Below are 25,792 nucleotides of genomic sequence, written 5' to 3'. Positions count from 1 at the left end.
ACTGTGATATTTAAAGAGAAAAACCTATAAAATGAAGCAATTCTACAAACCTATATGTAAAATCTGGGCTTTGCTGTTATTAGTATGCGGCTTTACGTTGGCGGCTCATGCCAGCGATGACGGGCCGGGTACTAAGAAAAAGGAGTCAGATAAACCACTACCCGCTGCTGTGGCAGTGGATGAAGCTGCGGTACCTAAAGCGGCAGTAAATGCAGAGCTGCACAAGGCATTTGCCAAGCTACAAACCCAGCTGAGTGCGCAGGGCTATGTAGACAAGATGGAGGACCTGAAGCTCTTTGTACCCCCCTCTGCCACAAACGACAGAAGCGCCGCAGCCAAGGTTTTCAATCATCTTGACAACAACCCAGACAAGGTGCTGGCAGACATCAATTATGATGATCTGTTTAAGGTACCTGTGGGTATTAAAGAGGTTATCTCAGACAACTCAGAAATAATGCTGGGCATCAGCGAGGTCAACTTTTTCAGCGACCACGCCGAGGCCACCATATTTGTGAGGTACAAGTTTATGCTTGATAACCCCGATGTAGAGCAAAAAGAGAGAGATTTGTTCTTTGGGGTATCGGGTGTCAGAATCAGCCGGAGTGGCGGTATGAAAGGCACATCAGGCTCACCTATCAAACTGGTATTACTGGGAGATTTTCCGATACCGATGAAAAGCTGGACCATGACCCTGAAAGGGGCAGCCAGTGCTGCCAGTACCGATTTAAGCAAGACCTTTATACAATACGATTGCGGTAAGTTTGCAGGTCTGAGCATAGCCGCCGATGTGGTGTTCCCAAGAAATGTGATTGTCCCTTTCAATGAAACCACACGTGAGGTAATAGCAGGTAATGAAAGAGTAACGCTTCAAACCTATAATAGTAGCTCCGGAATCTGGGTCGGGCCAACAGGTTTAAGAGACCTGGTTATACCTATCAACACAAACAAAGCCTTTGCTGTGGCCGGTTTTGAAAAATTCGGCTTTAAGTTACAGAATGCTATTATTGACTTAAGCGATAAACAGATGGGTATGCCCGGCACAGCATTTCCGGCTGCCTACTCGGGTGATAAAGATGAAAAGTGGAGGGGCTTGTATATCGGTAGCCTGAGTGTGTTATTATCCAAAGAATTCAAAAGTCGCAGTAGCGGGGGTAATGTTACGCCTTTTAGCTTGAATGTAAGTAATACCATTATAGACCGCTCAGGTTTTACGGGGCAGATAAGTGCCACAGGAAATCTGGCAGACTGCGACGCCTCTAAATGGCGGTTAACCCTCAACTCTTTGAATCTGGGTTTTGTACAGAACAGACTCACCAACGGAGGCTTTGGCGGGGGTATAAGCACCCCTATGACGGGCGATGGCGATTCGGACTTGTTTCAGTATGATGCCAGTGTCAATCAGGATGGTAGTTTTCTGTTCTCTGTCAATACAGTAACAAACACAGAAATTAACTTTAAATGCTGGCCTGCTAAAGGAAAAATATATGCAGGGTCTAAGGTTGAGCTGCTGGTACAAAACGGGCAGTTCTACCCATCGGCATACCTGAGTGGTGAGGTGAAGATTGGAGGCAAATACACGGCGTCAGAATCTGACAGCCCAACCTACACCGACAGCGAGACCATTAATTTTAAAGGTATACAGTTTACTGGGCTGAGTGCCAAAAGGAATGTAACTACCGGGAATATGGAGGTAGGCCTTGAGGGCATTGAGTATGTAAGTAGCGATAATTCCCGAATTGCTAACTTTCCTGTAGTGGTTACAAAATTAAGCAAAGAAGCCAATGCCAATTCGAATATCATTAACATTGGTATGGGGTTGAAAATATCACTGGCACAAAACAGATTCTCCGGTACCAGTACCTTTACACTTAAGTCGGAGTACATTCCTTCTACCGGGAAACTCAAATTTAAAGGGTTTCAACTGAAAAGTATCAGAATCAATGGCTCAACCACGGCTATGGATTTTCTGGGCTATGTAAACATTTTTGACAACGCTACCGATAAAGGCTTTGATGGAACCCTGATAGTGGCTATGAAAAAGCCATTTCCATTTGGTGTAGATGCGCAGGTAAAGTTCGGATACGACAAGGCGAATAATTACAGATACGGTTACGCCAGTTTTTATGCCTCTAGCGCCCCTTCAGTTGTTACTTATAATACTTCCGGAGACCCCATAATAACACCAGGCACCACTTCTTCCGGGTCTATTCCAACCGGATTTCTTGACCTCGGTATCAACGGTGTAGGTTTGGGTGTGTATTTTAACATGAAACCTGTGCTGAACGGTACGGATATTGAATACATCAAAGACAAAAATATTGCATTTGGCTTTAAAGCCATGGTAGGCATTCAGAATAAGGCAGGAACTTCATTAAAGCCTACGTTTCTGGGTAGGGTCAGCATTGATTTTTCAATGAACAATAATGGTGGTATAAACAACATTGCCTTGTGGGGTAATGGTGTCTTTACCAGTGAGTACAGAGCGCCGGATTTAAAGACTGACTATGTTAAAATGGCCACCGGCAATTCATCAACAGGTTTATCAACTGAAGAGGCCACTAACAAGGTTCCTCCTCATACACAGAATAGTGTCTCTACCAAAGCCAGAACCAGACAGACACAGGCAGACATAGAGTCGAAAGGCGATATAGCGGTTGCACTGGGTTTTATGCTTGATTTTGAAAAGAAATTTTTGCACGCAGAGGCTGAGGTTTATATCAATACCTCGGCAGGGGGCATGCAACTGGTGGGTATTAACAACGGGTTGGCAGGAAGAGGGGTAATTCATATTGGCGGAAAACTTAACGGAGGCTTTTATGTCCATCTGGGTTCATACTACAATCGCATTGGTATCAGACTTGGCAATTTTGCTGAGGCATCGGCTTATTTAATGATAGGAAGAGGCGTTCCAAGCTACATACCGGTTGACCCTGACGTACAGGCATTTTTTGGCTATTCGGGCAGCGATGCGCCAAGTACCAGCCGGAATTACTCCGATATAAGCACAGTTGCTAACGGAAACGGATTTGCATTTGGTGCGAAAATAAAGATGCAATATAACCTGGATGGTGGTATTGGGTACATAATTGGTGATGCCACCGCAGGCCTTGATGTGATACTGGCCAGTAACCCTGCCTGTAATAACAAGTTCAGAGCCAACGGCAGGTTGTATGGTATCGTTAATGCCAGAGCAGGTATTTACATCTTTAGAAAAAAAGTGCAGTTATTTAGTGCGGGTCTGGGCGTTTTGCTGGAGGCCCAGGGCTTTGCTCCATCGAAGTTTAACGGGCAGATTGGCCTTAGACTTACCAAACGGAAGACACTCAACTTTGGCGTTACCCTGGGTAAAGACTGCTACGGTATTTAATGCTTATGCCACAAAGATTTAAAAACATGAAAGTTTACAAACATATATTTACCCTTTGCTTTTTATTGTTCTTCGCAGATACAGCCTTTGGCCAAAATGCCTTTGATTTTAAGTATCTGACCAAAACCAGCCCGTCGAATCAGATTTTAATGCGTTGGATGCCCGAAGACTCTGCCAAGTGGAATATTGCCACACAAGGCGGGAGTTTCAGGCTGATCAGGAGGAAATATAGCACCAGTGATACAACGGGAACCCCGCTGGAAACAATTACTACCTCAAATCTGAAACTGATATCAACAGACTCATCAACCACAGCCTGGCAGGCCAATTGGAATGACCTGTTCTATAAACTTCTGTTTAATGCATATTATCCGTTCAGTACTAACCCCAACCCAAGTAAGGACAACCTCATCAGCGGAGCGCTTTCAGAAAGGCACTTTATGGCTTCGCTTGCAGCAGATTTAAGATACGGTGCAGCAAAGCTGGCCGGGTTAGGATATACTGATACCAATGTAAGTACAGGCGTTTTTTATACTTACAGGGTAGAGTTGCTCAACAGTTCAAGCGTTGTTCAGGCCAGATATACTTCGCCACCTATTCAGGTACAGAACACGGTTTTGCCACAGCCGAAAGGTCTTAAAACTGTAAAAAACAAAGACTCGAAAGGGCGGGTAATTCTGAAGTGGGGCGTAACCACCAATGAGGAGGATGACAGCGAGCGGAAAATATATGCAGGCTATTACATTGACAGAGCCGAAAAGTTGACAAGCGACGCTAACTGGGGAGCCTTTAAACGTTTAACTGTAGATTCGGCCAATAACTCCTTGCCATTTATAAACTTTACTGAGCTGAATGCCAACTACTATTCAGACTCAATACTGAACACAACCAAGATGTACCGGTATAAAGTAACGGGTATTTCTTACTTTGGCGACGAGGTTGCCAGTACAACCAAAGACACAACAATTTATCGGGAACTGAAAGAGATTCCGGGTTTTACAGATATTGAAAGAATAGGTGCAAACTATAAATTTACATGGCAATTTCCGATAGCCACTACCCAGACTACCGAGCATCTCAATAATATTAACGGGTATGTAATTCAGGCATCAAAAACTGACACTTTGTTTGCGGCCAATTCGGTTGTTTCAGGCACTACGGCTATCACTAAAACCTTAACCACCCTTAACATACCTGCTTCTACCATATTTAATAAACTAAGCGATACCACAAGCTCTGTTTATTTCAGAATAGGGGCGCTGGGCATTGGTGGAGACACCACTTTCTCGCTGGCGTATATTGTTACCCGTATAGACAGAACCCCACCTGCCGCACCCACAGGCCTTGCCATTAATACATTAAAAACAGATGGCGATTACCGGATTACTCTTTCCTGGAACGCCAATACAGACCCAGACCTGCTGGGTTATCAGGTTTACAGGCAAGTTGGTGCCGAAACTGAAAAGATTTTTCTGGGCAGAGGTATACGAAAGGTGTTGAATGTGGTTGATACCCTATCGCTGAATATGGAGTTTCCGCAGTTTAAGTATGCCGTAATGGCCTATGATTCAAATTATAATGAATCTTTGCCCACCTATATTACGCATCAGAAGCCTGATACCCGTCGGCCTATGCCTCCCATCATAAAAAAGCACGGGTATAACAGTAATGGCAAATTGAAAATCTATTTTGACCAGAGCCCTGAAAAACAGATAGCAGGAAAGGTAATACGCCATGAGATTGTCAGAAAAGAACTGACAAATTCAGATTGTAATTTTCAGAGGGTTAAATACTTTACCGCCACCGATAATACGATAGAATGGGAAGACCCAACTGCTTTGGCTGGTAAATCGTATGTCTATAGTATTATTGCTTACGATGGCACCAACAACCGGTCGTGCTTTAACACTCCTAATCTGGCACCTGCCATGCCTGCCGATACCGCGCTTAATAACAGTGTAGAGTGTAATTGTATGCAATTGTATGTGGTGTCATTGCCCGACACCCTGAAAAGACCAATGCCAACCCCTTTTACAGCTGTTGCCATGCACTCAATCAAAAGCGTTCAGCTAAACTGGGGTTATACACCGAATGCTGCCAAAGAATTTGAAATTTACAGAGCTGAAGTGAAAACGCCTGAAGAAAAACCGTCACTTCTAACGGTGGTTTCAGCAGGCGATACCACTGCATATAGCTTTGTAGATGAAAAAGTAGAGTTTACGAAAGCCTATAAATACCAGATAAGGTCTGTTACCGAAAATGGCAATGTTTCAAACTGGAAAGAAGTTCAGAGTGAAGTTCTTAAAGATTTAAAGTTGGAGCTGGACAAGTATGACCTGGTTTTTTCAAACAAGGCTCAGTCAGTAAGTATTGCTGTAACATCAAATACCAGCTGGCAGATATCAACAACCGACTCCACCTGGCTTAACCGGTCGATTGTTTCGGGGGTTAATAATGGTACTTTTACGCTTAGTGTAACTGCCAATGCCGGCGAGGAAAGAAAGGGAACCATCAGAATCTCTATTGATGGAATAGTAAGAGAAATAGATGTAAGACAGGCCGGTGTGTCAAATGGCACTGGTTTACTGGCTCAATATTATAACCGAATTTCTGGTATAGTTGGTCAGGATTCACTAGCCATCAAAACCATATCACCTGATTTAATTAGGGTTGAGCCAACAGTAAATGTAAACTATGGTGGCAATCCGGTTCCTGGTATGCTACTCGATTTCATGATTATCTGGGAAGGCTACCTGGAAGTGCCAGATAACGGTATCTACACCTTTTATGCAAATATGGATGATGGAATGAGGGCATTTATCAATAACGAAAAGATAGTTGATTCTGAAATAAATAATTTTGATATTGAAGTGCAAGGCCTTAAAACTTTAGAATTGAAGGCCGGATATAAATACCCTATCAGAATTTTTGCATGGGATATGGGAGGAGTTGGGGCATTCAAGTTGAAATGGTCTAGCAATGCTGGTATTTCTAAACAAATAATCCCTCAACAATACCTGTATCCGAAGTATACACCAACGGCAAATGAATCAGATTTGCTACATAACAAATGCTTTGTTATCAGAGGTGTGGCCAACGATAAAGTGCTACAAATGATGGAAAATTATACAACCCAATTTAAAGGTTATACCGGAAACAAAGACCAGGTATGGAAATTAGAGAAGGTTGGTGATTATTACAAAGTTATTTCAATGTCAGATTTCCAGGGGAAAATCCTGGAGGCATTTATACCTTTTGGCGAGCATCCGGCCAAAATAGTAAGCACAGGTTTTTTTAGTGACAAAATCTCACAAAAATGGACCATAACACCTTCAGAAAATGAGCGTTTCAACTTCAGACAATATAACCAGAATTATGGAATCGACTGGACAGATGAAGGTGGATTTACAAAAGCCATTACATTTACAGGCTCTTACCGGGAGTTTAAATTTCAGCCTATAGGTTGCCCGACTAACTCAAATACTTTAATAGTTGATAAAAGTTCGCTTGTTTTCGGCTCTGCGGGCGGAACAGAACTTGTTAATGTAACATCAAGCAAATTTTGGTCGGCCACGGTTAACGAAAACTGGATAAACACAAATCCGTATAATGCTTATGGAGACAAACAGATTAGTGTAACCGTTCCGGCCTATACAGCAACAGAAATTTCAAACAGAGTAACAAAGTTTGGTATTGTATCTATTAAAGGAGAGGCTGCTTCTCTAACCGTTTCAGTTAGACAGACACCACCACCTAACGGAACCGGCCTGACAGCCAGGTATTTTAATACTACATCTTTTAGTGGTATGAACCAGACAACCCCGGCTGTAACCAAAATTGACCCTAAGATTGACTTCGAATGGGCCTTATCGCCCGTGGCAGGTGTAAATAATGATTTTTCTGTGAGATGGGAAGGGTATATAGAACCACCAGTAAGCGGAAATTATACCTTCTACGGTGCCGGAGATGATGGTGTCAGGTTATGGATAAACTCTGAACAATTAATAGATGATAATACTTCGCATCCGGAAACCGAGTTTACAGCTACCAAAACTGTGTATTTACAAGCCGGACAAAAGTATTCAATAAAATTTGAAATCTGGGATGGCGGTTATACTGGCGCAGCCAGACTTCGATGGTCGAATGATAAGGGATTAAGTAAACAAATCGTTAACACTATTTATTTATACCCTCAGTAACCTTAGAAATGACATATTTAATTTTATTGAGTTTCATTATGCCAGCCTGGCAATTTAAGCTGGCAAGGTGAAATTGATAGTTACAAGCTAAATAGGCTTCAAATCGATATCAGGCTGAATGGTATCGATTTGCCTTTTTTTTGAGTATAATTGCTAAGTGTGGGTGCCAAGTCTTAACTACTAATTGTTGATAGGTAGATTTCTGTAAATCCTTTATCGTAAAATTACTTAATCCTCAAATTTTTAATAGACTAAATCAGTTGTTTTCTTTAAACAGGTAGAATTTTGTATGAATTACCCACTCAAGCCTTTTCTTGAAACAATCTATCATTTGCGTGCTAATGAGCACATTACCCTCTATGAAAAATTGAAGGATATTCCTAATGAAGAGAAGCAAGAGGTTATAGTTTTTTTGAAAAGTGAATACGAGAAGGAAAGTGTTGATTATCCTTTTACGCCTCCTGCCTTTTCATCGTCGGCGGCACTATGGGCAGCTAAAACGATATATGCAGTAGCACAGCTATTTGTTTATCGTGAAAAAAAACCGGCTGAGCTACACTTACTTGTTCCACCGTACATAGGCAGTATAGATGCATCCGTTATGCTATCGGCTGACTTATGCCTGCGCTTTTTGCCAAAGTTGAAAAATGCGCTCGAAGAAATAGATGTAAATGACCCACTGATACCCTTAGTAGAACAACACCTTAAACAATTTCCTTATTCAGCTATAGACATTTACGAAGAATTTTTTGACACGAATATAGAAACCATTATTGAAAATAATTGCCTTAAGCAGCTTTATCTAGACAGAATTACAGAAAGAAAGGCAGCAGAATGGGCAGAACAACCCGACATGAACAGCGCATTACTTGCTAATTTGGGCAATTATCAAAGTAGTTTATGGCGCGAATTCACTAACCAAATATCAACGCCCTAGGGCAATCATCTAAAGTATATATGGCTACTGTAGAAAAATTAAACAAGGCATTAACTGAGCTTAAAAGCATTTTTGTAGGCAAGAACGAAATAATAGATTTATTAGGAATTGGCCTTGTAGCCAGAGAAAATGCCTTTTTACTGGGGCCTCCGGGAACAGCAAAAAGTGCCATTGTAAGAGCCTTGTCAGAAAGAATAGCACAGGGCAAAAATTTTGAATATTTACTTACCCGTTTTACGGAGCCTAATGAGATATTTGGCCCTTTTGATATTAAAAAGCTAAAGGAAGGCGAACTTGTCACCAATACAGAAGGCATGTTGCCTGAGGCATCAATGGTTTTTCTTGATGAGATTTTCAATGCCAACTCTGCCATTTTAAATAGCTTGCTGATGGCACTTAACGAAAAGATTTTCAGAAGAGGCAAAGAAACCAGAAAACTACCGGCACTTATGTTTGTAGGGGCCAGTAACGTACTGCCTGAGGATGAAGCCCTCAATGCGTTACTTGATCGTTTCCTTATTCGTATTAAATGTGATTATGTTGACCCCGACCAGTTGAATGAAGTGCTCGTAGCTGGGTGGAAACTAGAGAATTCTATTGCCAGCGAGCTTGCTACCATAGATGCAGAAGAGATAATACAATTACAGGCATTCTGCAAGAATGTAGAACTGAAAGGCATCCGCCAGCAATATGCAGACCTCGTGCACACCCTTAGAAACACAGGTATAAAAGTATCTGACAGAAGGGCTGTGAAACTTCAGAGTCTTATTGCCGCAAGTGCATTGATGTGCGGCCGCAAAGAGGCAACTCTTTCTGATTTATGGGTACTCAAATACATTTGGGATACCGAAGAACAGATAGAAGTGCTTGAAAGCATTATAAATAAGGTTATAGAAAAAGACACAAATGCAGCGGCACATCCGCAGGCCGCATTTAATAAGGCTCCGAATCCTGAGGAGGTAATTAAAGATGTGCGACAGCTTGCCGAAAGATGGGAGGATAGCTCACTCTCTTTTGAAGAGAAAAATGTTATAAAAGATAAACTCCGTTACTTGCAGACCCGTTGCGACTGGATTAAGAACAACGAACAAAAACAATATATACAACAAGAAATTGAAGCCTTATGGCAGAAAATACTGCAAACGCTATAAAAGATTACCTGCTGGAGATACCTGCTGCCCATAAAGAAACATTGGGCTCCATCAGGCACTGGGACAATCTAAGGGCAGCTTTTGAAGGAGACACTCTATGGCTAAAGGATATTAACTCTGAGCAGGCTGACAGCGTTTTAATTAAAGGGCTGCCATATAGTAAAGTATATTATTTGAAAAACGGGCTTCTTTTTTTAAAAGATAGCCTTTTGCCGGTAAAGAAATTACCTCAGGGCAATCTGTGGTCGCCATTGGCTTATACTTTACCTTTAACGTTACCATCGTTTAACCATAATTATTTTGGTATAAGACAAAAAATTGCTATCAGAATAGTGGCTGCTGATAAAGAGCAGCCCGTTTTTGCCCTGCTTGCAGACAAAAAAAACGCTGGGGAATATATACAGACTGCGCCAAAAGTAAGGCTCAACAAGCTAAAATGGGTGGGCATCGACGATAATCTGCTCATTGCAGGTACACCATTACTGCCTTTGCCCGGGCGCACCTACTGGCTAAATAATGATTTTTTACTGCCATCAGGTTTTGAATTTGAATTACCTCTGCTTGCCAAAAAGCTAAAACAGCAGATAGACCCGATGAACAACATGGTTATTTTATGGCAGGATGACAACACTTACATACCTATAGAAAAAGTGGCTTTTGTGCAGCTCTCTATAAGTTCATTTCGTTTAACCTATCCGCAGGGTAACTAATATGGATTTTCAGAATTATTTCCAGTCGTATGACAATTATTTTTGGGAGTGGGAAAACGAAATACATGCTGCTGACAGCGTTTTTGAGACCCTTTCAATACCTGAAGGCAATACCATAGCCTACGAAAGCTTTGTGATGGAAACCCTGGAACTGCTTTCTTTAGATGGCTTCCCACCGTTTGGCTCATTGCTGCTGGCACTGATAGCCACAAACCCTACAGCTGAGGACTCACTCATTAAAGTCTTTGAGATAATAGACAGGAGTCAGACTGTACAGAAAGCACAAGAATATCCCAAAAGTTTTACAAATGCCCATAACTTTCTGAAAACCCTTACTGAACTGCCTCCTGAATTAAAAACAGGCGATAAGAGAAAGCAAGTATTGCAGGCAATTTTTAAAGGCTGCCATAATCGGGTTGCAGATTATAAGGCACAAATTATAATGCGCACTTATAAGACTAATAAGCGTTTGCTTATAGAGTGCGCCGAAAAAAAGCTTTTTCCAGAAACTAATATTAAAAGAGACCTTCATACACTGGCGTATTTGCATGTAAAATATCCTACAACTGAGTCTGTTTTAGCTGCTATAACAGGTTTACCTGAGCCACTGCCTGCGCTTAATGAAAAAATCATGGAGCAGGAACCCACCCCCGGGCCATCGCGAAGTTTTGTAGATGAGCTTATCCATGAGCGCAGGACATTCCAGATTGGCAGTCTTATTCATCGTATCTGGGGAGGGTTGAACATACCACTGCATCATTCTGCACCAAGCCACCAGCCTTTGGGTGGTGTATCCGACCTTGCCAATAAAGGTGATTTTGATAAATTGCTTATATCTGAGTTCGCCAATGATGATGAGGTTTTTATGACGCGTATTGCTAATAACGAAGCACTGTACTTAAAAAGAGAGGTACCTCCTGAGACTGACAAATTAGTACGCCTGCTGTTGATAGACTGTTCACTTAAAAACTGGGGTACTCCCAAAATACTTGCGTTCGCATCGGCTTTGGCAATTGCAACCCATCCAAAAACAGATATTGAATGCAGGATATTCACTTTAGGAAATGGATATAAGGAAGTAGTTGCAGAGACTGTTATTGATGTGATAGATGGCCTTAACAGTTTAGGTACAAAACTGGATACAGCTGCTTTACTTAATGAGATACTGACAATCAATACTGACCTGAAACACTCGGAGTTCTTTTTAATAACATCAGAAGATGCTCTTTCATCTACTGATATGCAACGAGCATTAAGCGAAAACTATGATAAGATAAAATATATAATTACAGTTGAGGCAGATGGGAATATTAACTTTTTTAAAGTACAAAACCGTGGAAGGAAACTGATACAGCATATTTATTTGCCGCTGGAAGAACTATGGAGCCAAAAGCCCTCACCTTCAGGTAAAACACAGCAGCCACACGCCACTAAAGTGAGGGGCAATACAACACCTGATTTGAATTACCCGATACTATTGCCACCACCTAAAAAGAGTATTGCCGTTTTCTCACTTAATAAAGACGTGTTTTACCAGCTTACAAATTCCGGACATTTGTTTAAAACTCAGGTAGAAATACCTTCTGATGCCCATCATTACTTTAGACATCTCAAAGGTGCAGAACTAATGCTCCAAAACCTTTCAGTCAGTCAAAACGGTAAGTATGCTTTAGATGTAAATGAAGATGGCAATTACATACTTGCCGCTTTTTATCCAAATAAAATGTATGTGAGTGTTCTCAATCTTAATACCGGAGAATTTCATAAGCAAAAAATCCAATTAAAAGGTCAAGCTTACGACTATTCAATTTTTTATAATAATGGCTTCTACCTTTTTAACAAAACTATAAAAGAAAACTTCAAATTAATTGTTCAGAACGAAGCACTGCATATCAAGCATGTTGAATCATTAGAACACTTAAATGGTTTTTTTATGGAGGTTAAAGAGAGGATTGATATATTTGAGAAAGGCAATGTTGGGAATGATATATTGCAGAACTTCAATCCTTTATTCGTCACGAAAAAAAAACAATTACAGCTTGGTAAACATTGTCTCGCTTTTGATAAAAGATCTTCTAATTACACCCGAATCAGTTTAGTAACAAGCAGAGATTTTGTGCCCGCAATAGAAAGTGTCTATGAAAAAAAAGAAAACAGGTTTCTTTTTCCTGATGGCAGTATCATACAACGAGACAAGTTGGGGATGCTGATATTTATAAGTAGTGATAGGAGTATACCAACTTTCTACTTGCCTACTACACTGAATACTGAGCTGGCAATGGCCACAGACTCTTGTTTTGCAGGCAGTAAAGACTATTTTAAAGAAGAACCTGCGCATATGGAGATAATATCAGTAGAAGAATTTGAAAAGAGATTTTTACAGCCATTTATAAATACTATTCTAAGCCATGGTGTTTGAGATTAAGCCCTTTCATAAAAATAGTTTTCCCCGAAAGGGAATACTCATAAAAGGCTCTGATGCCCGGGAATGGCTGCAAGGCATATATAAAATGGGCATTGACCCTGAAAAGGCCCGGATATATGCACTGCCTGATAATACAGCCAATAAAATATTCGGTTGCCTTGTTGTACCCGAAAAGGGGATAGAACCTATCGATATTGGCAGTAACAACTATATGCAGTGTATCAATAACAAGCTTTTTATTCCTGAAAACACTATCACTTTTCCTGAAATCAGTCAGGCAGAATGGTCACGGCAATTTTCAGGCCATGCTTATGTAATGCATCCGCATATAGGTATGGTAGAACTAACAGAAGAAATTGACTGGAGCCAGCTAATAAAATTACCAGATGTAGCAGAGGCAGAAATAACGCGCCCTTCTGAAGGAATTTATATTCCTGATAAGCTTCACTCGATCAGTATACAGGCTGATGAAAACAGCCTTGCCAAAAGTATAGAAGAACAGGTAAAAACCGATGCGGCTTATGACCTGTCTTTAAATATTGATAAATTAATGAAGGGCAATCACAGGGAGGTTGATAAACTATTGGAACTTCTGAAGAAACATCCTGAAAAGGCTCTACTATTGGGTATTCCGCTTGATGTTATGGGTAGTTATCGCGGTGGAGGAGACGGAAAGTTTAAGTTTGGTAAAACGATAGGCGGAGAATCAAGAGAAGGGTCAAAAATTGGTCTGGCAGCCAGAATATGGGTATTGATTGCTGCCATAGTTTTTATAGCAGTATTTTTTACCAATAAAAAGGATGCTTCTTCAATCCCTGTAATTTTGATAGCCATCTGGTTAATTTATAAAGCCTTTAAGGCATCACCGGATGGAAACAGGCGTTCTTCCAGGGCTGCCAGAATAGATATGTCCAAATTTGAAACATTACAAAACCAATATGAAAAGCTTGCCAAAGATTTTGTTGCTCAGAAGGAATACCATAAGGCGGCAGCGGTCTATCTAAAATTGCTGAATAACCCGTTCATGGCAGGTCAGGTTTTAGAAGAAGGAGGCTACTATGGCGAAGCAGGAGCTATTTACCTGAAGCATTGCAAAGATAGAGACCGGGCGGCAACGTGTTTTGAGAAAGGCCGCCTATATATGAAAGCCATAGAAATTTATAAAGAATTGCAACAGCCTGAAAAAGTAGCCGACTTGTATACACTGCTAAAGAATTCGAAAGAAGCCAACCGCTATTATGAAATGGTTGTTGAAGATTACATAAAAAACAAACAGTATGTAAGAGCCTCAATTATCTATCGTAAAAAGATGAAACAGCCTTTAAAAGGGCAAGCGCTTCTTCTGCAAGGTTGGCACCAGAACCAGGACGCTTTTAACTGCCTTAATAATTACTTCGTAAACATTGAAAATACTGAACTGCTGTTAAATGAAATAAGACGTTTTTATGCCAATGAACTTGAAAAAAGCAAGCAAGAAACCTTTTTACAGGTTATCAAGATTGAATTTCATAAACACCCATCGATTCAGGTGCCTTTGAGGGACATTGCTTATGAAATTGTTGCTGACTGCATTGAAGCTCAGCCACGAATTGCATCCGAGCTTTTAAACTTTAATCCGAAGGACAAATCCCTGACTAAAGATATAATGAAGTTTAAGGCATATAAAATGAGAAAACCATAACCTTAGGTGCTTTTTGCATGTGCAAAAGCATGAAAGGTGAAATCATAAATGTTTAAACCCTGTAATTAATAAAACCTACTACACCCAGCCCACACTAAAACAGTTATTTGGCGCCAAAGGCAGCGATGGTGGCTACTACACGAACCGGGTTACAGCCATGCAAATTGTACAAGACGGATGTATTTTGTTTACACCGGAAACGCTCCGGTAGAAAGATTCATGGCATTTGTTTGGATTTTTAACTCATTAGTTTGATTTTAGAGAGGGCAAATGCCCATTTCAATAACCGGAAACTGATTAAATATCCATGAAGATAGAATTTATTGTAAACAATGTGCCAACTTCGGTGGACGTTGACCCTGATATGCCACTTTTATGGGTTGTCAGAGATGAACTGAACCTGAAGGCCACCAAATATGGTTGTGGCAAAGCCCTGTGTGGCGCCTGTACATTGCATGTGGATGGCAGCGCTGTCCGTTCGTGTTCTTTTCCGGTACAATACGCCGCCAATAAAAAAGTAACAACCTTAGAGGGCCTGTCTGTAAATGCAGAAAAGCTGCACCCTGTTCAGCAGGCCTGGATAGACGAAAACGTACCTCAATGCGGGTACTGTCAGCCCGGGTTCATGATGGCTGCCGCGCAACTGCTTGAGCAGAACGGTAATCCAACAGACGATGAAATAAAATCCGGTATCACCAATATATGTCGGTGTGGCACCCATCCCCGCATTTTAAAAGCCATCAAACGAGCCGCCGAAATCAAACAAAATACTCAAACAGAGCAGAAATCATGACAGACAATGATACCAAAGAGTTTTCTCGTCGTAAGTTTTTCCAGAGGGGGGCTATTGTTCTGGGCGGAGTGGTGGTGGCCGGATATTTCTGTCGTGGTGTTATCAGAAGATTCGCTGCACAAATGGCTGAAACCCTGGATGCACCGGCATTGATAGACAAAAATGAACCCCTGGTATGGTTTGAGATTCTGGGCAATAATACGGTTCTCCTAAAATCGCCCAAAATAGAGATGGGTCAAGGCATTTTTACAGGTTTTGCCATGTTGGCAGCCGAAGAACTGGACGTGCTGCCTGAAATGATACAAGTAGTACATGCCAATACAGCTGACGGCCCCATTGATAAAATCAGTACCGGGGGCAGCAGTTCTACGTCGTCGCTCTATGAAACCATCAGAGAAATGGCAGCCTATATACGAGAGATGCTGAAAGCAACAGCCGCTAAAAAATGGGATGTAAACGTAGCCGCTATAAGCACCAAAGATGGCGTATTAACCGCTGGAACCCGGAGAATTACATACGGCGAACTTACGAAGTCAGTGAAGGAATGGGAAATGCCTTCTCAACCCGAATTAAGAACCAGAGACCAGTACAGATATATAGGAAAAGAAGTAAAACGCATAGACCTGAAACCAAAGGTATTGGGTGAGCCCGTATATGCCATTGACCACAGCATGCCCGAAATGGTTTACGCTACATTGCTGCAGTCGCCATATATAGGTGCAGGCGTAAAGGCCATACAAACGGCAGAAGCCTTAAAGCAGACCGGCGTTTTGAGAGTAATTGAAGAAGATAATTTAATAGCCGTTGTGGCGAGCAACCGGTATGCAGCCGAAAAAGGTCTTGGAAAAATAAAAGTTGAATGGGATATCCCAAAAAAGTGGCAGCAGCAAGACATTGAGCAATTCACACAAGTGGGTAAGGGCAATGAGGTAAATGTTCAGAAAGAGGGGGTAACCGGGAGGCTACTGAAAGAAACCGGAAAAGCAGCTTTTACCCGCCAATACCGAACCTCTATAGGTGCCCATGCGCACATGGAGCCTAACGGTGCCATTGCCGCTTTCAGTAAAGGCCAATTACAACTCATTGTCGGAACACAAGCCCCAGACCTGCTCAGAAAAGCAGTAGCCACTGCGCTAGACCTCCGGTCTAAACATGTTAAAGTACATTTAACTTATGCAGGTGGTGGCTTTGGCCGAAGAATGGATGCCAAACTAGCTATTGCGGCTGCCAGAATATCCCGCATAATGGGTAAGCCGGTGCACCTGTTTAATACCAGAGAGCAGGAGTTTCAGAGTGGCATTTATCGCCCGCAGACACATCATGTACTGGCAGCAAAAATCAATAGTGACGGCAGAATTGAAGCCGTTAGCCATAACCAGGCCACGCCTGACCAGATATTTGCGCAGATACCGGCCAATTTGGGGCCAACTATTCTTGGGGCCGATTTTATATCTGCGGGTCATGGGGCAAGTATCATGTACAACTTAGAAAATAAGTCGGCTACTATGTGGCATAATAAATTGCCGATAGATGTAGGTATCTGGCGGGGTGTAGGTATGTTTGCCAATACCTTTGCCATAGAGTGCTTCTTTAACGAATTGGCACATGAAACCCGCAAAGACCCTATTGATATGCGCATAGAACTGTTGAAGGGAGATGAAAAGATAAATACCCGGTGTGTAAAAGTATTAAAAACCTTAAAAGCAAAAAGCGGCTGGATTCAGCCAAAAAAACCAGGACAGGGGAGAGGAGTGGCAATCTGCAACGACCGTAAAACCATTTCGGCAGTAGTGGCTGAGGTTAGCATAGACGGAGACAAGATACTTGTTAAACGAATTACCCAGGTAATAGATGCAGGGCTTGCCATTAACCCCGACGGCATACGGATGCAGGTAGAAGGAGCCACAATGATGGGCATAACAGCAGCCTTGTATGAGCAGATAGAAATAAAAGATGGTGCAATTACTAATAGCAACTTTGATAAGTACCCGATGGTTACCTTGGCCGATACCCCGGAAATTGAGGTAATAATCATTGAAGGAGAAGCCGTTCCGCTGGGGGTAGGAGAACCCCCACTGTCGCCAGTAGCGCCTGCTATTGCCGCGGCAGTATTTGATATTACCGGCAAAAGACTCAGAAGCTTGCCTTTGAAATTAGGTTAGATGACTAATGCAGGGTACGCGTATGTATGTTATCGTAGGTAAATTGGGCGATGCATTCACTAAAACTTTCTCTGAATTTCAAAAGATATAGTTTGGTTGTTGTTTTGTATAACCTGCTGAACGATGGAGGGTGTTCAAAACCTAAATCATACACAGTATTGCTGTAGGAATAGCTATCTGCCTACGTATGCCGTAGCGATAGCTGAACTATTATCTCAGGCTCACTGAATTACCAATGTCTGGCCGGCATTCGTTGGCAATGTCTGATAATTTCCTCCTGGTTATTTTTTCTTCTTTATCAGAAATAAACATAGCCTCATTAATTGAATAGCGGAACTAAGCATTCTGTTTAATATCCTTAGCCAGCCTGGCGTAAAAAAGCAACTGCGGGGCTATGAGTACTATCCATCCTGAGTGGCAGATAGTACTTTTTCTTCGGCATTTATTTAAAAACGCTGACCAGAGGCCATAAAAACCATCATATCTTCATCAAAATCACCTGTTTGTTGTCCGTATTGCAAAATCAAGCACATTTACCAGCGGGTGTAAGGGTTGAGGTAGCCCCTTAAAACAATCAGTATTTTTCATGTGTTCTGTGATTAACAAAGCATTTTTTAATCATGCAAATCGGCGTACTTACTAACGGAATGATATAACCGTATCTACTTTTATTGTACCAAAAAATAAGGTCTGAAATGCTCTAGCCAAAAGCGCCTGGAAATTTTATGAAAAAAGATGTAAAATTTCTTGGAAAACCAATGTCATATAATTTACTTTGCCTATCGATTAAGTAGACTAATAGAAGGTCTTAGATTATGCCTTCGCAGGTGTCAGTCACTTCAACTTAATTGTATAAACAATGAAAAGTGCATAGGGTGGTGTCTTCAACACGGCCTTATCACAGATGAATTTCACCTGGAACCCTGAATTTTTTACCATTAAAATTTTTGTAATATGAAATTTACAGAAAGCACAATTTATTATGAGATTTTAGCGCTTCTCATATTTTTCAGCTTAGCTGAGTTTTTTACAGGCGCTTTTAAAAGTGGAAAATGGAACAAGAATGAGTGGCATATTACAGTGGCTGGTCTTGCGTTGTCAAGTGTAATTACTCGTCCACTTAGTTTCCTTTTTACCACTTACGTGCTAACCTATTTTTTCTCTGATTACGCAAATTACTATGCCAATGTGCCTTTCTGGGTAGGTTTATTGATTACCTGTCTGCTTGAAGATTTTACGCAATACTGGTGGCATAGAGCGGCACATACTTATCCCTGGCTCTGGAAAGGGCATAGAGTGCATCACAGCGCACCTGAAATGAGCGTGTTGCTTTCCGGCCGAAATTCGTGGTTGTATTTATTGCTGTTTCCGTCCAGAATCGTTTCGGCAACTTTGGTTTTTCTGGGTTTTGGCGAAGCCTTCATTGTAGGTTATTTTCTGAAAATACTGATTGGCATTGCCTCTCATTCAAGTATTCCGTGGGACAAGCCTCTCTATAAAATCAAATGGTTACATCCGCTGATGTGGGTGATAGAGCGAGTGATTTCGACCCCTGCTACGCACCATGCTCACCATGCCGCCAACGACCATGATGGTATCGGCGTTGTAAATGGCAACTATGGTAATATGTTTTTTATATGGGATGTAATTTTTGGGACTGGTAAAATAACCAGACAATTCCCTGAAAAAATAGGTCTTGACGACTACCACGAAGAACCCTGGTATGTCCAACTGGGCTACCCTATATTCAAATCAACAAACGAAAAGAGTGAAATGTCTAAATAAGCAGGTTTTTTTAGCGCATAAACAGCTGTTTGAATCAGACGGCTGTTTTTATGGTACAAACCCTAATGAACTTGGGAACCTGACAAAAAGCAAAAACAGATTTTGATGCAATAGCCTGTTTATTGACAGCCATTGCTTATTTTTTATTCAGATAAAGGACCATTTTAACCCATAGTAATATGAAACCAACATTTACCGTTCTGCTCATAGCAATTACATTGCTTAGCCTATCTGCATTTGCACAGACACCCAAAGAAGAGACTTTTACGATTGAGGGTTATTATAGGGTAAAGTGGGGTTATCAGTCTGAATTTCTGGAACTCTATAAAAAGAACCATTATCCTTTACTTAAGAAAGCTATAGAAAAAGGAGATTTGTTAAGTATAAAATTAGAAAAGCCTTTACATCATGCTACTGAAGAAAGCCGCTGGGACTATCGAATCACCTTGGTATTTAAAAATGTGCAGGCAGCCTTTGACCCAAACCTGACTGAGCCATACAAGAAAACTTTATACCCTGACCAGCCAAAGTTTAAAAAAGAAGAATCCCGACGCTTTGAGATATTGGATGCCCATTGGGATGTATCAGTGGGTACAGAAAGCCTAGATAAGTAAATCAGGGCCTTTACTGTTTAAAACAAAACTTGTGTACACAATGAAAAGATATATACTAACCACACTTGCATTATTCCTTGTTTGTCGTTTTGCATTTTCTCAGCAATCGGCAAGCTCTTTTATTGGCCCTGAAAGGGGTTCTCTGGTGATAGTAGGTGGAGGAAAAGTGCCTGCTGAAATATGGGCAAAATTTATTGAACTGGCAGGGGGTTAAGGCGCAAATATTGTAGTTATCCCGACAGCACAAGGAGATTCAAGTATAATAGCCAGCAAAGGGTTTTCACCTGAAAAAGAATTGTTAGAGAAGTTTGGTGTTGCTTCAGTTACGGTTTTGCACACAACCAATCCGAATGAAGCTAATTCTGAAACCTTTGTATTACCCCTGAGAAAAGCTACAGGCGTGTGGTTTGTTGGGGGTAGACAATGGCGCCTGGCAGATTCTTATCTGAATACGCTTACACACAAGGCGCTCAAAGATTTATTAGGCAGAAATGGGGTAATAGGAGGTACTTCAGCCGGAGCCACTATCCAAGGTTCTTTTTTGCTAAGGGGTGATACAAAAGCCAATACAGTTCTTGAAGGTAACCATGTTCAGGGGCTTGATTTTATTCATAATGTAGCTATCGACCAACATATATTACCACGAAACCGGCAGTTTGATTTAATTCCCATGATCAGAAAGTATCCTTCTTTGCTAGGAATAGGTATTGATGAAAGCACTGCTATAGTAGTCAAACAGAATCTGTTTGAAGTAATAGGTAATTCAGTGGTGGCTATTTATGATGTAGCTAATTTTGATGGGAAAAAAGAAAACCCCTCTGGGGAATCAGGTAATAACGGGCCATTTTTCTTTTTAAGTAAAGGTCAGAAGTTTGATTTGAAAGAACGAAAAATCATAAAAACCAAATAGTACCCATTTGATGAAAAAATTACCGCTGATTTTGATTATTTCATTAGTTTTCACTCAAACCTACTCACAAAAGGAATATCAGCATAATATAGTCTGGGGGCGGCTGGTCTTGACTGATACAATAAGTAAAAAATTACGCTGGGAGGTTTACCTTCAACACAGAAGGCAGAATACCCAACAAACAAACTGGGATGTATTGGCTCAAAGCCAGTTTACCAGTTATTGGCTATGGCTACATTATAACCTGACACCTAACGTCAGGCTTTCTTTATCTCCGATCGGCTATTTTAAAAGCTGGGTACTCATTAATCAGCCTTCAGACCTTGAGAAAGAGCCAGTAAATGAATGGCGTGTTTCAGGAAGGATTGAGCAAGAGGTAAAAGGTAAATTCTTTAATACCTATAATCGGTATGGATTAGAATACCGGCAGCGAGACTTACTAAATAACGGGATATTCAGACCTAATTTTCGGGTGCGCTATATGTTAAGATTTGAGAAGCCAATCACATTTTCATTTTTGAAGAAGCCCCTCACTACTGTTGTAAATGACGAAATATTTATTCAGTTTGGTAAAGCAGTAAAAGGTAACCCAAATATTTTTGACCAGAACCGATTATATGCAGGATTAAATTATCCGTTTAACAAATACCTTAAGGGAAGTTTGGGCTATGTTTGGGGGATTCAGTCTCGTATTTCAGGCAAAGAAATAGATTATTATAATTTTCTATGGGGTATCCTGACTATTGATAATTTATCAGCAGTTTTCAAAAAAAATAGGTATAATTGAACAAACTGGCTATTTTCAACCCTTATAGGGGTTACCCATAAGGATTGAAAACAACTGCTTGAATAGGTTAGTTTAATGATTTCCGCTGTATTTCTCACCCGCTTTAATCGCTACCGTCAGTTGATTCTCTTTAACCGGAAGCGGGCAGGTGGCATACGGTGTAAAAGCACATGGCGGGTTATATGCCTTATTGAAATCTAAATAGATGTTACCCTCTGCATCCGGGGCTTCGGCATCCAGAAATCTGCCTGCTCCATACGTTTCGTGTTTGCTGGTGGCATCGCTGAATACAACATGCAAGCGTTCTTTCTTGCCTGTTGCAGCTAAACTATACTCTTTACCATCAAGAGTAAATACCAGTTTCCCTGGCGAATCCTGTTCGTAAGTTCTTCCGGTAATATCGGTAATGCTCAGTTTTTTGCCTTCAGTTGGTACAAACCGGGTTTTTACTTTCCATGCTTCGTTAATCGGGAAAGTCTCAATGCCTTTAAAACCCAACAGGTATTCTCCTTCTAGATCTCTCAGCCGGATAGCATATTTATCACCTCTCTGAATAATAAACCAACGCAAGGTTTTATGTTTTAAAACCGTGGGTTTAAAGCCGTTATACGGAAAAAGCGTTGTTTCCAATATAGGGTCATTGCCTTGTAAGACTACCGCATTTGGTGCGGCTTCAAAAGTAATTTGACCTTTCTTTAAAATTATTTTCCCGATAAAAGGTGCTGAATGGTCGGCTGGGAATACGATAGAGTTCTTTTTATCCCCTCCAATCGTATTTTCCCCTTCTTCCAGCCAGAATAATCCGGCCAGATTCAGCCAACCTTCTTCACTTTTCAGGTTTTCTATTCTTTTCTGTTGCCAGCTTTTAATAGATGTTTCGTAAGGAGTTTCTACCACAAACGAGAACGCTGCCAATGGTAGTAGTAGCGCCAGACATTTTATGTACTTGTTCATAAGAATTAAATTTTGATGTGAATAAATGTGTATGATAAAACAACAGATTGATTACAACGGGAACAGGCTTTTATCGCCATACTTTAGTACTTCATTGAGTTTTTCCTGGTACTCGTGAAGTTTGTGGTGGTCATTTTTTTGCTTATAGACCTTGCACAGCCCCCAGATGCCATTAGCACTGTTAGGGTGTTTATTAAGAAGTTGCTGATATGTTTTTTCAGCTTTTTCAAATTTGCCAGCTTTCAGATGGGCTTCAGCCAGGCTAATCAGCACAGGCCGGGCATAGGTAGGTGGCTCGCTATAGCCTAGATCCTCTTCTTTTTGTGTAGCTAACTCAAGTGTTTCTATAGCAGCATCATAGTTGCCTTCAGCACTTTGTATGACTCCTTGCAATTCCAAAGATGCCACATTCAAGTCGCTTACTCTCCTGGCATTCATCTGGTCTTGGGTTGCAGATTGATTTAGGTTTCTCCATAGGTGAGCATCTAATGCTTCTGAATGCTGGCTGGCAAGAGCAATGTTGTTTGCTTTTATGGCAGCCATTCCGGAGGCAAAATGGAAAAGCGCGTTTTTGTAAGCAATGGCTTTATTGGTAAATAGACTATCTTTGTCTAGTCTAATGGCCGCCAATTTATCCGCCGCTCTTTGATAGAAACCAAAGCATAGTTCCATCTTGGCAGGCGCAATCACCCCCTGATAGAAAAATCTGCCTTCAAATTTTCTTTTTCGCTCCTTCGTGGCAGGCATATTTTTCAGCTTTTCGGCATAGTATAGCGCAGTGTTATACCTACCGTCTTCGGCGCAGTTAGAAAGCAGATAGTTAATGTTATGTATGTAATTCCAGGCATCAACCTCTGGTATTTTCTGATCTTTCATATAGGCCGAATCTACTTTTACAGCCGCAATAAAAGATTCATAGGCTTTCTGGTACAGGCCTGCTTTGTAATACACGTGTCCTGGCATGTGCACCATGTGTCCTGAATTAGGCGCAAGTCTTGATAGCGTTTCAGCACTTTGAAAGGCGTCTTCCGGACAGCAATTTTCTTTCAGATGAATCCAGTAATGATGGGCTGCGGCATTGTCAGGTTGATTCCGGAGAATATCTTTCAGCAAATACTCTGAATAAAGCTGTCCTTCGCGAGGATTCAGCTTTGTGTCATAACCAGCCATTTTACTTAGAGCCAGAAACAATTTTGCATCTACATCTTCAGGATATTTGTGAATAATCAATTCTAACTTAGATTGATAAGCAGCTTTACCACCTGTTTTCTCATCATCTCTTAGTATAATGGCTTCAGCGTACAGTTTTTCTCTGTCACTCGCTTTTTCCTTTAATTGTTTGATTTTAGCTAATGCCAGTTTCTGGTCGGGTTTAAACTCATCTCCTTCTATCGCACCAATGGCACTATACAAACCATAATAAGGCATGATAGCTAAGGAATCGTGCTTAATAGCTTCCTTAAAAGCCCGATAGGCCTCAAAGTCCCAGAAGCAGTGAAGTAATGCTATGCCCTGATTAAAATACTGCTGGGTCTTAGCCGATTTAGTGCTGATTTTAAAATTTACCTCTCCAATACCCTTAAAGAATACTGGAGGAGGTAAATTAGGTACATAGACGGTTTCTTTACGGTATCCTAAAATATGCTCCAGATGACTATGGTTGTCATGGGTTACGCCTCCGTCATGTGCTTCAGCCTGGCTGCTTGTGTGGTTCTCATGCTGGTTTTCACCTACACGAACCCGCTGGGCATATATTCCGAATGGAATTAATAGAAAGAAAAGAAAACGTAACATAGCTCTTTTAGTTTTTGAGTAAATAAGGTTCAACAAGAGTAAAAGAGGCTTATTGAAGCAATAGCCTGTTTGTTACTATTTCTACATTAGGCAGTGGGAATATGTAATTATCTTGCGACGGTTTTACTTCGGGGGCTGTCAGAGAACTGCTTGACTTGGCAGGAAGCGGCAGTAGATTTCTAAGCAAATCGTTCGACCGGAAGCCTTCACCCAGTAGCTCAATTCTGCGCTCGGTAAGAATGGTATTTACCAATACCGGCGCTGTTGATATGGCCGAGGTCGGGAACTCATAAGTAGCATCAGAACGATTACGAACAGCCTTTAAAAGTTCTGTTGCTTTCTTCAGGTCTCCGGTTTGTGCTGCAGCTTCGGCATAGTTCAGTAATACCTCTGAGTACCTGATAACCGGCATGTAGTCCAGAAAAGGAGACGGTTTATTATATTTGGTCAGAAACTGCACGCCTGATGCCGTACGGGCAAATGTCCTTCTCAAATCGGTAGATTTCCATTCTTTATCACCCCATATACCCGTTGGGTTAAGGTTATATTCTGCGTTAGCATTAAATACATACGGGAACGACGGCTGACCTGTAACGTTATCCAGTTCGGTCATCGGAATAGAAAGGATAGACTCTGTACTGGTATAATTGGTAGTGAAAATCTCGACAATGTTTTGCAACTTATGCACCACACCAGATGAGGCAGTAAACGGTGCAGCGGTTGAAACAATCTTCTTCGCTTCTTCAATTACCTTCTCATAATTACTGCTGTTTAGATACACGCGCGTTTTTAACGCTATGGCCGTGTTGCGGTGCGCGCGGGTGGTATTCAGCAAGGCTGTTGCGTAGGTGAGGGGCAAATCTGCTTCAGCTTCATTGAGGTCCTTGATAATCTGTGCATATACTTCTGCTACCGAGCTACGCTTTAAGTCATTATTCGCAGTTGATTTTTCAGCATTCAGGCGCAGGGGTAATCCTGGCGAAGCGCCCTTGTTTTCATTATAGGGGCGGGCATACAGCGTTACCAAAGCATAATAGCTCAAAGCTCTTAGGAACTTAGCCTCTGCTGTATACTGTTTATTGAGGGTTTCGCTAACTACCTTCGGATTATCCTTCAAGCCCTGAATCAGAATATTGGCATTATTAATGGTTCTGTAGCCTGCTTCCCAAAAACCGGCCACAAAGTTTGAACCCGAATTTAAGGTCTGGCTCCAGGCTTCAAATGCCGTAAAAGTATTACTGGTTCTGTTGATGAACTCCTCTCCGCGAGCCTCAGTATAGATGTAATAGTTGCCACCATAAAAGTTAGATGATTTGGCAGCTTTGTAAATACCATTCACAAGGCCCAGAATACGGTCGGGGGTATCGAATGCGTTTACGCCGCTAATGGCTGTAATGGGTGCCGGATTAAGTTCTTTCTCCTGGTCGCAGCCTGAGAGTATAAAAAGTGAACCTGCCAGCAGGCTTGCTAATGATATATTTCTGGATATAAGTTTCATTGTTCTTACGATTTTAATTGTATAT

The 25,792-nt window shown here is 41.3% G+C and carries 17 protein-coding genes; 14 read left to right on the top strand and 3 right to left on the bottom strand.

The window, feature by feature from the left end; all coding sequences use genetic code 11:
- The first annotated feature begins 31 nt into the window (after nucleotides 1–31).
- The 14 genes from MB380_RS15195 to MB380_RS15130 all read left to right on the top strand — a co-directional run bounded on the left by MB380_RS15195 (nucleotide 32) and on the right by MB380_RS15130 (nucleotide 21,521).
- Entirely contained in the window at nucleotides 32–3,367 is a 3,336-nt protein-coding gene (locus MB380_RS15195; RefSeq protein WP_253526416.1) for a hypothetical protein, read from the top strand.
- Between the two features lie 26 nt (nucleotides 3,368–3,393).
- Entirely contained in the window at nucleotides 3,394–7,566 is a 4,173-nt protein-coding gene (locus MB380_RS15190) for a PA14 domain-containing protein (protein ID WP_253526413.1), read from the top strand.
- Nucleotides 7,567–7,855: 289 nt separating this feature from the next.
- On the top strand, nucleotides 7,856–8,503 hold the full coding sequence (locus tag MB380_RS15185) for a hypothetical protein (RefSeq protein ID WP_253526410.1): 648 nt from the start codon (nucleotides 7,856–7,858) through the stop codon (nucleotides 8,501–8,503).
- A 20-nt stretch (nucleotides 8,504–8,523) separates the two neighbouring features.
- On the top strand, nucleotides 8,524–9,654 hold the full coding sequence (locus MB380_RS15180; RefSeq protein ID WP_253526408.1) for an AAA family ATPase: 1,131 nt from the start codon (nucleotides 8,524–8,526) through the stop codon (nucleotides 9,652–9,654).
- Complete coding sequence (locus MB380_RS15175; RefSeq protein ID WP_253526405.1) at nucleotides 9,627–10,364, top strand: hypothetical protein; 738 nt, start codon at nucleotides 9,627–9,629, stop codon at nucleotides 10,362–10,364. Before MB380_RS15180 ends, MB380_RS15175 begins: the two co-directional genes overlap by 28 nt.
- A gap of 1 nt (nucleotide 10,365) precedes the next feature.
- Nucleotides 10,366–12,783, top strand: coding sequence for a hypothetical protein (locus tag MB380_RS15170; RefSeq protein ID WP_253526402.1), 2,418 nt, complete (start codon nucleotides 10,366–10,368; stop codon nucleotides 12,781–12,783).
- A complete protein-coding gene (locus MB380_RS15165) occupies nucleotides 12,773–14,470 on the top strand; it encodes a hypothetical protein (protein ID WP_253526399.1) in 1,698 nt (565 codons plus the stop codon). Before MB380_RS15170 ends, MB380_RS15165 begins: the two co-directional genes overlap by 11 nt.
- A gap of 307 nt (nucleotides 14,471–14,777) precedes the next feature.
- Nucleotides 14,778–15,263 (top strand): (2Fe-2S)-binding protein, encoded by a 486-nt coding sequence (locus tag MB380_RS15160; RefSeq protein WP_253526382.1) that lies wholly within the window; start codon nucleotides 14,778–14,780, stop codon nucleotides 15,261–15,263.
- A complete protein-coding gene (locus tag MB380_RS15155; protein ID WP_253526366.1) occupies nucleotides 15,260–17,425 on the top strand; it encodes a xanthine dehydrogenase family protein molybdopterin-binding subunit in 2,166 nt (721 codons plus the stop codon). The genes MB380_RS15160 and MB380_RS15155 overlap by 4 nt, the downstream gene beginning before the upstream one ends.
- 954 nt (nucleotides 17,426–18,379) lie before the next feature.
- Nucleotides 18,380–19,210, top strand: a complete 831-nt coding sequence (locus MB380_RS15150) for a sterol desaturase family protein (RefSeq protein ID WP_253526342.1) — start codon at nucleotides 18,380–18,382, stop codon at nucleotides 19,208–19,210.
- Between the two features lie 179 nt (nucleotides 19,211–19,389).
- Nucleotides 19,390–19,824 carry a hypothetical protein gene (locus MB380_RS15145; protein ID WP_253526339.1) on the top strand — a complete coding sequence of 145 codons (435 nt, stop codon included), beginning with the start codon at nucleotides 19,390–19,392 and terminating at the stop codon, nucleotides 19,822–19,824.
- 40 nt (nucleotides 19,825–19,864) lie between these two features.
- A complete protein-coding gene (locus MB380_RS15140; protein WP_253526336.1) occupies nucleotides 19,865–20,038 on the top strand; it encodes a hypothetical protein in 174 nt (57 codons plus the stop codon).
- 9 nt (nucleotides 20,039–20,047) lie between these two features.
- Nucleotides 20,048–20,734, top strand: a complete 687-nt coding sequence (locus MB380_RS15135) for a cyanophycinase (RefSeq protein ID WP_305882502.1) — start codon at nucleotides 20,048–20,050, stop codon at nucleotides 20,732–20,734.
- A gap of 10 nt (nucleotides 20,735–20,744) precedes the next feature.
- On the top strand, nucleotides 20,745–21,521 hold the full coding sequence (locus MB380_RS15130) for a DUF2490 domain-containing protein (protein ID WP_253526333.1): 777 nt from the start codon (nucleotides 20,745–20,747) through the stop codon (nucleotides 21,519–21,521).
- A gap of 72 nt (nucleotides 21,522–21,593) precedes the next feature.
- On the opposite strand, the gene MB380_RS15125 is transcribed toward MB380_RS15130, so the two are convergent.
- The 3 genes from MB380_RS15125 to MB380_RS15115 are packed head-to-tail and all read right to left on the bottom strand — an operon-like array spanning nucleotide 21,594 to nucleotide 25,767.
- Nucleotides 21,594–22,475, bottom strand: coding sequence for a DUF1684 domain-containing protein (locus tag MB380_RS15125; RefSeq protein ID WP_253526330.1), 882 nt, complete (start codon nucleotides 22,473–22,475; stop codon nucleotides 21,594–21,596).
- 51 nt (nucleotides 22,476–22,526) lie between these two features.
- The gene (locus MB380_RS15120) at nucleotides 22,527–24,269 is read right to left on the bottom strand and encodes a tetratricopeptide repeat protein (RefSeq protein WP_253526327.1); all 1,743 of its coding nucleotides are present in this window, start codon (nucleotides 24,267–24,269) and stop codon (nucleotides 22,527–22,529) included.
- 49 nt (nucleotides 24,270–24,318) lie between these two features.
- Nucleotides 24,319–25,767 carry a RagB/SusD family nutrient uptake outer membrane protein gene (locus MB380_RS15115; RefSeq protein ID WP_253526323.1) on the bottom strand — a complete coding sequence of 483 codons (1,449 nt, stop codon included), beginning with the start codon at nucleotides 25,765–25,767 and terminating at the stop codon, nucleotides 24,319–24,321.
- Nucleotides 25,768–25,792 lie beyond the last annotated feature (25 nt).

It is taken from the genome of Emticicia sp. 21SJ11W-3 (genome assembly GCF_024138715.1).
GTDB lineage: Bacteria > Bacteroidota > Bacteroidia > Cytophagales > Spirosomataceae > Emticicia > Emticicia fluvialis.
This window is presented reverse-complemented; position numbering and strand designations above follow the sequence as displayed.